Consider the following 7,561-nt stretch of genomic DNA (forward strand, 5'->3'; position numbering starts at 1 on the left):
CGGCCCCCGGGTGGCGCCCCGCGGTTCGGCGCGGCAGAATTCGATCTTCCCGTCACAGCGGCCCGTTCCGAGGGATCACTCATGTCCGAGTACGACGAACCGTTCGAGATCGACGACGACGATGATTCGTTCGCCCTGGAGGACGCGGAAGAGCTCATCGCCCAGGTCATCGACGACGGCGATACGTCCCTGGAGCTCGGCCATCTGTCGCTGCCCGTCGTCCCCGCCTCGCTGGCCGAGGCCACCGCGCTGACCCGGCTCGACCTCAGCGACGGCACGTTCACCGAGGTGCCCGGCTTCCTGGGCGACCTCACGGGGCTCACCCACCTCTCCCTCAGCGACAACCGGCTGGAAGAACTACCGGCATCGCTGGGCAACCTCAGCGCGCTCACCGAGTTCGTGCTGAACGGAAACTGGCTCGCGGAGATACCCATATGGGTGCGGCAGCTGACCGAACTCACCGACCTCGCCCTTCGTGACAACAGGCTCACCGAGCTCCCCGAGTTCCTGGGCGGCCTGAAAAAGCTCGCCAGCCTCGATGTCGGCAGCAATCGCATCTCCACCGTGCCGAGCTCATTGGGCGACCTCGCCGCGCTCAGCGAGCTCGATCTGTCCGGCAACCAGCTCGTCGAGATCCCCCCAACACTCGGGCACCTGACCGCCCTCACCGAACTCAACCTGGACTACAACCGCCTCGCCGAACTGCCCGCATCGCTCGGGGAGCTGGCCAACCTCACCCATCTCCTGCTGGGCAGCAACCGGCTCATCCGGCTGCCCGCGGAGCTGAGCAGGCTCACCACCCTGCGATGGCTGAACCTGGACCGCAACGAGCTGACCGAGCTGCCCCCATGGGTCGGGGGTTTCACCGAGCTGACCGGCATCAACCTCGGCTTCAACCGGCTCACGGCGCTGCCCGGAACGCTGGGCGGCCTCACCGCGCTGACGAGTCTCAGCCTCCGCGGCAACCGGCTCACCGAACTTCCGGCGTCGATGGCCGGCCTCACCGCGCTCACCAGCCTTGACCTGGGCGACAACGAACTCACCGACCTGCCCGCATGGATGGCCGACCTCCCGGCCCTCACCTCGCTCCGGCTGGACGGCAACAGGCTCAGCCACGCGCCGACGTGGCTGGCAGACCATGAACGCCTCGTCGTTCACCTCGGCGAAGGCCGTGTCCTGCGCAACGACCCATGATGTGCCGCCGCGGGCGCCACGCCCCCTGTACGTCGGCCCGTACGCCCGCCCGTACGTCTGCCCGTACGTCTGCCCGTACGTCTGACTGTCGGACCCGCCCGCCATCATGAGCTGTATGACCACCGCACCTGACCCGCTGCACACCCTGGCCCGCACCCATCTGCCGCCCGACCTCGCCGACCGCTGGATCGCGCTGCTGCGCCCGGCCGCCCATCTCCGGAAGGCCGAGCCCGCCGATCCGGTCGTCGGCCGGCTCGGCGGGCTGCCCCGGCTGCCCGAGGGCGTGGACTGGCCGGTGTGGGAAGGGCACAGGCCGCTGCCGTTCGTCGCGGAGGTCGACTGCGCCGCGCTGCCCAGGGAGGCGCTGGACATACCGCTGCCCGCGGACGGCCGGCTCGCCTTCTTCTACTACGGCGACAACGAGGACGTCGACTGGGTGGTCGACACCGCGGACCCGGAGACCTGGGCCGGTGCCCGCGTCCTCCACCTCCCGCCCGAGTCCGCCACCGCACCCGAGCGGCCCGCGCCGGCGGGCCTCACCCCGTTTCCGGAGGTGCCGCTGACCGTCCGTACGGGCCCGAGCGCGCCCGACTTCCGCTCGCTCGCGCTGACCGCCGAGTTCGGTGAGGACGAGCTTCCGGAAGCGTTCGAGAGAGCGGTGTGGAGTCACCAGAGTGGCGCCGCGCATCAGATCGGTGGCCATGCCCAGTCCATCCAGACCGCCGTGGAGATCGTGGTGGCCCATGGCGCGCTGGGCGGCGGTGACCTGTCGTGGGAGGACCCGCGGATCGAGAAGGAGGCGGAGGGGTGGGTGCTGCTCGCGCAGCTCGACTCCGACGAGGACTTGGACATGATGTGGGGCGACGGCGGCGTGCTCTACTGGCTGATCCGCCCCGATGACCTGGCCGCGGGCCGCTTCGAGAGGGCCATGTTCACCTGGCAGTGCTGCTGAGGTCAGGTGGGCCGGCCCGGGCTCAGGAGGTGACTTGGGCCTCGACGCACTTCTCGGCGGTTCCTCTGACCACGCATACGCGCATGAGGTAGGTCCGGTCTTCGGGCAGGTCCCCCGTCGTCCAGGGGCTGTGGAAGGTCGCGTTGTGCCCTCGAGTCGTGGCCTTCCGGTCGTCGTAGGTGAGGACGGCCTCGATTCCGTACCCGTCCGCGTTGAGGTCGTGCGCCCCAGGACGACGCCGAGTCTCTTGCTGATGGGGTTCATGCCGCTCCTCTGTCTGCGATGCGCCGGCCGCTGTCTGCGGTGCTTCGGCCGACGCACTCAATGCTGACGTGAGAAGCCACGGGTGTCGTTGACGCTGCGTCTCCTCTTGCTTGACGCAGCGTCTACACCCGTGACGCGGGCTCACCAACTCGGCATCATTCCCTCGGGATAGCGGGAGCCGGCCGCGCCGCGCGGCAGGATCTCCCGGATGCGGGCCAGGTCCCCGGGCGTGAGGGTGACATGTGCGGCGGCCACGTTCTCCGCCAGGCGGTGCGGGCTGCGGGTGCCCGGGATCGGCACGATGTCCTCGCCCTGGGCCAGCAGCCAGGCCAGCGCCAGCTGGGTGACCGCGATGCCCTTGGCGTCGGCGAGGGCGGTGAGCTCCCGTACGGCGGCCAGGTTCTTCTCGTAGTTGCCGGGCTGCCAGCGCTCGTCCCAGCTGCGCATGTCGTCCGCCGGGTACTCGGCGGCGGGCTTCACCGCGCTGGTGAGGAAGCCGCGGCCCAGCGGCGAGTACGGCACGAAGCCGATCCCCAGCTCGCGTACCACCGGCAGCACCTCGACCTCCACGGCCCGCTCGAACACCGAGTACTCGGTCTGCAGCACCGATACCGGGTGCACGGCGTGGGCGCGCCGGATGATGTCGGGGCCCGCCTCGCTCAGCCCGAAGTAGCGCACCTTGCCTTCGGCGATCAGCTCGCCGACCGTGCCGGCCACGTCCTCGATGGGTACGTTCGGGTCGACCCGGTGCTGGTACAGCACATCGATACGGTCGGTGTCGAGGTAGCGCAGGCTGTTCTCGGTGACCTCGCGAATGTGCTCGGGGCGGCTGTCCAGGGCCCCGAGCTTGCCGGGATCGGTCAGATCGAAGCCGAACTTGGTGGCGATGACGACCTCGTCGCGGAAGCCCTTCACGGCCCGGCCGAGCAACTGCTCATTGCTGCCGGTGCCCATTCCGTACAGCTCGGCGGTGTCGAAGAAGGTGACGCCGAGTTCATGGGCGCGGTGGATGGTGGCGATCCCGCCCTGCTCGTCCCCGGCTCCGTACGCCATCGTCATGCCCATGGTGCCCAGGCCGATCGCCCCGACTTCCAGACCCTGGGTGCCGAGCCTCCGGTGCGGGAGGCCGGCGGCGCCGGTGGGGTTCGTGGGGTTGGTGTTGTGCTCTGTCATGCCGTCCACGTTAGGAACGCGGCTGCGGAGCGTCATGGGCCGCAGATCGCATAGGATTGCCTGATCCTCTCACGTAAAGGGTGTGTCCCATGCTCGACGAGCTCGCCGCGGCCATCGACCGGCACGGGCGGGGGATGTGGACCGAGACCGCGGTGCCCCGGCTCCTGCTGGTCGCGCTCGACGAGCCCATGGACCCCGTCGATGTGCAGTACGAGCCGATGATCTGCTTCATCGCTGACGGTGCCAAGCGCTCCGTCGTCGGAGACCGCAGCCAGGTCGTTCCACCCGGGGACATGCTTCTGAACACGCTCGACCTGCCCGTCACCGCCGTCTTCGAGAAGGTGCCGTACCGGTCCGCGATCATGCGGCTCGACGGTGCGGTGCTCGCCGAGCTGCTGCTGGAGCTCGACGGGGCCGGGCCAGAGGCGGCGGGGCCGGCGGCGGCCGGGCCGGGAGCGCCCTCGCCGGCGACCGTCGGCGGGCAGATCACCGCGCCGATGGCCCCGGAACTCATCGACGCGCTCACCCGCTGGGTCCGGCTCCTCGAAACCCCCGACGACATCCGCCCCCTGGCCGCCCGTATCGAGAGCGAGATCCTTTACAGGTTGCTGCGCAGCCCGCTCGGCCCTGTCCTGCGCCAGTGGTCACTGACCGACTCCGCTGCGTCCCGGGTGCGCGCGACGGCCGCATGGATCTTCGCCCACTACACCGAACCGCTCAGCATCGACGAGATCGCCGCCGTGGCCCATATGAGCCCCGCCACCCTGCACCGGCACTTCAAAGCCGCCACCGGCATGAGCCCGCTCAAGTTCCAGAAACACCTGCGGCTGCGGGAGGCGCGGCGGCGCCTGGTCGCGGGCAACACGACGGCGGCCCAGGCCGCCGAGGCGGTCGGGTACGTCAGCGCGACCCAGTTCAACCGTGAATACCGCAGCGTCTACGGACTGCCCCCCGGCCAGGACGCGGCCCGGCTGCGCGCCTCGGTCCAGGCCTAGGGACCAACCTGCAGTGCCTGCGGGGACCCGGTGTCAGGCCCGTGCCCCCGCAGGCTGTTTGAGGACCGCGGCTAGGCGGTGGTGGTGATGCGCTTGACGGCTTCGCTCGTGAGCTTTCGGGCGTGCGGTGTGGTGTCGAGGGCACGGTGGAGGGCGAGTCCCTCGATAAGTGCATCGAGCTGGCGGGCTGTTTCCGCGTCGAAGTGGCGTTCCAGCAGTTGTCGGCTGCGGATCATCCACTTCCGTGTCAGCGCTCGGTACTCCGGGTGCCGGGCCGCGAGGGTGTAGAGCTCGTGGGTGACGATCAGGTCCTGCTGCGGTCCGTCGGAGAGTTCGTGGATGAGGTCGGTGACCGCTTCGCGCGCCTGCTCGGGGCTCTTGGCCGCGTTCAGGTGCTGCTCGAAGATGGCGGCGACATGGTCGGCGAAGCGGGTGAAGGCTTCGCGGAGTAGTTCGTCGATGCCTTTGAAGTGGTACGTCATCGAGCCCAGCGGCACACCGGCGCGGGCGGCGATCTTCCGGTGGGAGACGCCGGCGACGCCTTCGTCGGCGATGTGGTTCAGGGTGGCGGTGAGGATGCGCTCGCGGCGCTGCGGGTCGGTGTGTCCGGTGGCCATCGGAGGGGGCGCTTTCAGAGATCGCGGACGGGCCGGGCGGGGCTGCCGACGGCGACGACGTTCGCGGGGATGTCCTTGGTGACGACCGATCCGGCGCCGATGACGCTGTTGTCGCCGATGCTCACCCCGGGGCACACGATGACGCCTCCGCCGAGCCAGACATTGTTTCCAAGAGTGATGGGGAGCGCGGCCTCCAGCTTGTCGCGCCGGGGCTGCGGCTCCAGGGGGTGGGTGGGGGTGAGGAGCTGGACGTTGGGGCCGATCTGGCAGTCCTCGCCGATGGTGATCGCAGCCACGTCCAGTGCGGTCAGGTTGTAGTTGACGAAGGTCCGGGCCCCGATGGAGATGTTGCTGCCGTAGTCCACGTACAGCGGCGGCCGCACCTCGATCTCCTCGCCCGCGAAGCCGAGCAGCTCATCGAGGAGCGACCGGGCGGCGGCGCGGTCGTCCAGGAACGTGGTCTGGTAGCGCGCGGCGAGCCGCATGGCGCGCTGTTGCCTGCCGGCGATCTCGGGATCGTCGGCGATATAGAGATCACCCGCGAGCATGCGCTCCAGATTGGTACGCGGGTCGTCAGCAAAGTAGTCCACCGCCATGCGTACGATCGTACGCCCCGGAAGGTACGTTCGTACATTCCTGCCTCTGAGGAGGCTGGAACGGCCCTCACGGGGCCAAGGATGTGCGGCGACTTTCACACCACGCCCCAGCGCGGGGCCTGGCGTCGCGCCGGGAGACACTGGCTCATCTGTTGATCGACCGCGTTGAGGGAGATTCATGGACCTGCCGCCGGTTCCCGCCAGTGTCACCAGCGTGATCATCTCCGGAAGGCTGCCGACGGAATTCACCGCATTTTTCACCCCCGTCGGAGAGCTGACCGACGAGACGGACTGGTCCCATGTCGCGTCGGCCGTGGAGGCATCCCTGGCGTCCGCGGGCGTGGACGAGCACGTACGAGGTGTCTTGGCGCTCGCCGGAGCGTACGGCTTCCTGGACTCCCTGGACGACGGCACGGACCCGGACCAGATGAACGAGGACAGCGACCGGGCCATCGCGTTGCTACGGGAAGCCGAAGCCCACGGTATCGACGAGGACGAGACCGATGAGCTGTGGCGCTATGCCGAACACATAGGGAGCCGCGCAGCCGAACTCAGCGACTACCTCGCGGAGATGGACGCCTATGTGGCCAAGCACGGGGCGACCCCGCGGGGGCGGCTGGACGCGAAGTTGGGGCAGGCGCACGAGCTCTACTCCGCCGGCGAGCGGGCCTCGGCGGTTGCGTTGTTCCGTGAGGTCGCCGAAATCAGCCGTTGGGACAGTGAGTTCAGCGGCTGTGTCGACCGTATCGATATCGGCTGGTGCCGTCTGCTGCACGACGCGGCCCGTGTGGAGGGCCCGGAGGCGGCCCGGAAGATATGGCAGGAAGCCAGGGCGGCTTACCAGGCGGCCAGGTTTCCCGTCACGATGCACGCCTGGCCGTTGGTCGAGATGCTGTTGGGCACGGGGGTGCCGGACATCATCGAGCTGATCATCCACGAGTGGCTGGACGCCGCGATAGAGGACGGGAGGGGAGAGGTGCCGGTGACCGAGGATGAGCACCGTGTCTATGAGCTTGCCCTGGCGGAACTGGAAGGGCCTCCGCCAAGGGGTTAGGCGAGTAAGTCCGAAGGGATGGTCGGTGACCGTAGGCGATCAGTGACCGTAGCCGATCAGTGATCGTAGATGATCAGTGACCGTGTGATGGGTCGGCCCGGGCGGTGCGGCCGCAATGCCCGGCTGGGGGAGGGCCGTTCAGGGTGTGGCGATCGCCCTCGCGATGTTCGTGGCCGTCGCCAATATGACCTGGGGCGGTTCGTAAGACCGCGCGAGGGCACCCTGCGAGCCGTTGCCGGGGGGATAGCTCAGTCCATCACGCTCCCCCGACGAGGGAAGGGGCGGCTGGCCCGGTGTCCCGATTCCTCGCCCCGGTGAACGGTTGGACTCAAGACTGGCTCCGCTGCGCTCCGCCGCAGCTGCTGCCGCGCGGTGGTGAGCCGGTCGGTCCAGCGGTGCGCTGGGCCGGAGGCGCGCGAGCGCGACGAACGGGCCGGCGACCGCGGGGCGGCGTGGTCCGGACGCCGCGTGCGGGCATCGTCTCGCGCCTTCGGCGCACGGCGGCCAGCAGCGGGAACGGGGAGGGGGCGCCAAGGCGTCGTCGCCGTCCAGCCCAACGGGTCGTCACCGGCCGAGGGGGCGGTGGAGCGGCGGGGCGGTGGGTGGTCGCCCGGGAGCGGTGGGGGCCGGTCCGGTTGGGGCTCTCCACCCGCCTGCTCTTAAAAAGATGCTTGCTCTGCATCAAGTACCGCATCAAGTGGTTTTCTGAGAGCAGG

7 protein-coding genes are annotated in these 7,561 nt (G+C 69.3%); 4 read left to right on the plus strand and 3 right to left on the minus strand.

Annotation, left to right across the window (positions count from 1 at the left end; translation table 11 throughout):
* Nucleotides 1-81: 81 nt before the first annotated feature.
* Nucleotides 82-1,194 carry a leucine-rich repeat domain-containing protein gene (locus ACWDSL_RS17665; RefSeq protein ID WP_450486287.1) on the plus strand — a complete coding sequence of 371 codons (1,113 nt, stop codon included), beginning with the start codon at nt 82-84 and terminating at the stop codon, nt 1,192-1,194.
* A 115-nt stretch (nt 1,195-1,309) separates the two neighbouring features.
* The gene (locus ACWDSL_RS17670) at nt 1,310-2,146 is read left to right on the plus strand and encodes a YwqG family protein (protein WP_450486289.1); all 837 of its coding nucleotides are present in this window, start codon (nt 1,310-1,312) and stop codon (nt 2,144-2,146) included.
* Nucleotides 2,147-2,551: 405 nt separating this feature from the next.
* Here ACWDSL_RS17670 and ACWDSL_RS17675 read toward each other — a convergent pair whose 3' ends face one another.
* Nucleotides 2,552-3,583, minus strand: a complete 1,032-nt coding sequence (locus ACWDSL_RS17675) for an aldo/keto reductase (protein ID WP_450486291.1) — start codon at nt 3,581-3,583, stop codon at nt 2,552-2,554.
* A gap of 89 nt (nt 3,584-3,672) precedes the next feature.
* On the opposite strand from ACWDSL_RS17675, the gene ACWDSL_RS17680 reads away from it, so the two are divergent.
* Nucleotides 3,673-4,578: an AraC family transcriptional regulator N-terminal domain-containing protein gene (locus tag ACWDSL_RS17680; protein WP_450486293.1), complete on the plus strand. Its 906-nt coding sequence runs from the start codon at nt 3,673-3,675 to the stop codon at nt 4,576-4,578.
* A 71-nt stretch (nt 4,579-4,649) separates the two neighbouring features.
* Here the strand turns inward: ACWDSL_RS17680 and ACWDSL_RS17685 are convergent, their stop codons facing one another.
* Nucleotides 4,650-5,195: a TetR/AcrR family transcriptional regulator gene (locus tag ACWDSL_RS17685; protein ID WP_450486295.1), complete on the minus strand. Its 546-nt coding sequence runs from the start codon at nt 5,193-5,195 to the stop codon at nt 4,650-4,652.
* A 14-nt stretch (nt 5,196-5,209) separates the two neighbouring features.
* Entirely contained in the window at nt 5,210-5,791 is a 582-nt protein-coding gene (locus tag ACWDSL_RS17690; protein ID WP_450486297.1) for a sugar O-acetyltransferase, read from the minus strand.
* A gap of 178 nt (nt 5,792-5,969) precedes the next feature.
* Between ACWDSL_RS17690 and ACWDSL_RS17695 the strand changes: the two genes are divergently transcribed.
* Nucleotides 5,970-6,845 carry a hypothetical protein gene (locus ACWDSL_RS17695; RefSeq protein WP_450486299.1) on the plus strand — a complete coding sequence of 292 codons (876 nt, stop codon included), beginning with the start codon at nt 5,970-5,972 and terminating at the stop codon, nt 6,843-6,845.
* Nucleotides 6,846-7,561: the final 716 nt, after the last annotated feature.

It is taken from the genome of Streptomyces sp. NPDC000941 (assembly GCF_053599555.1).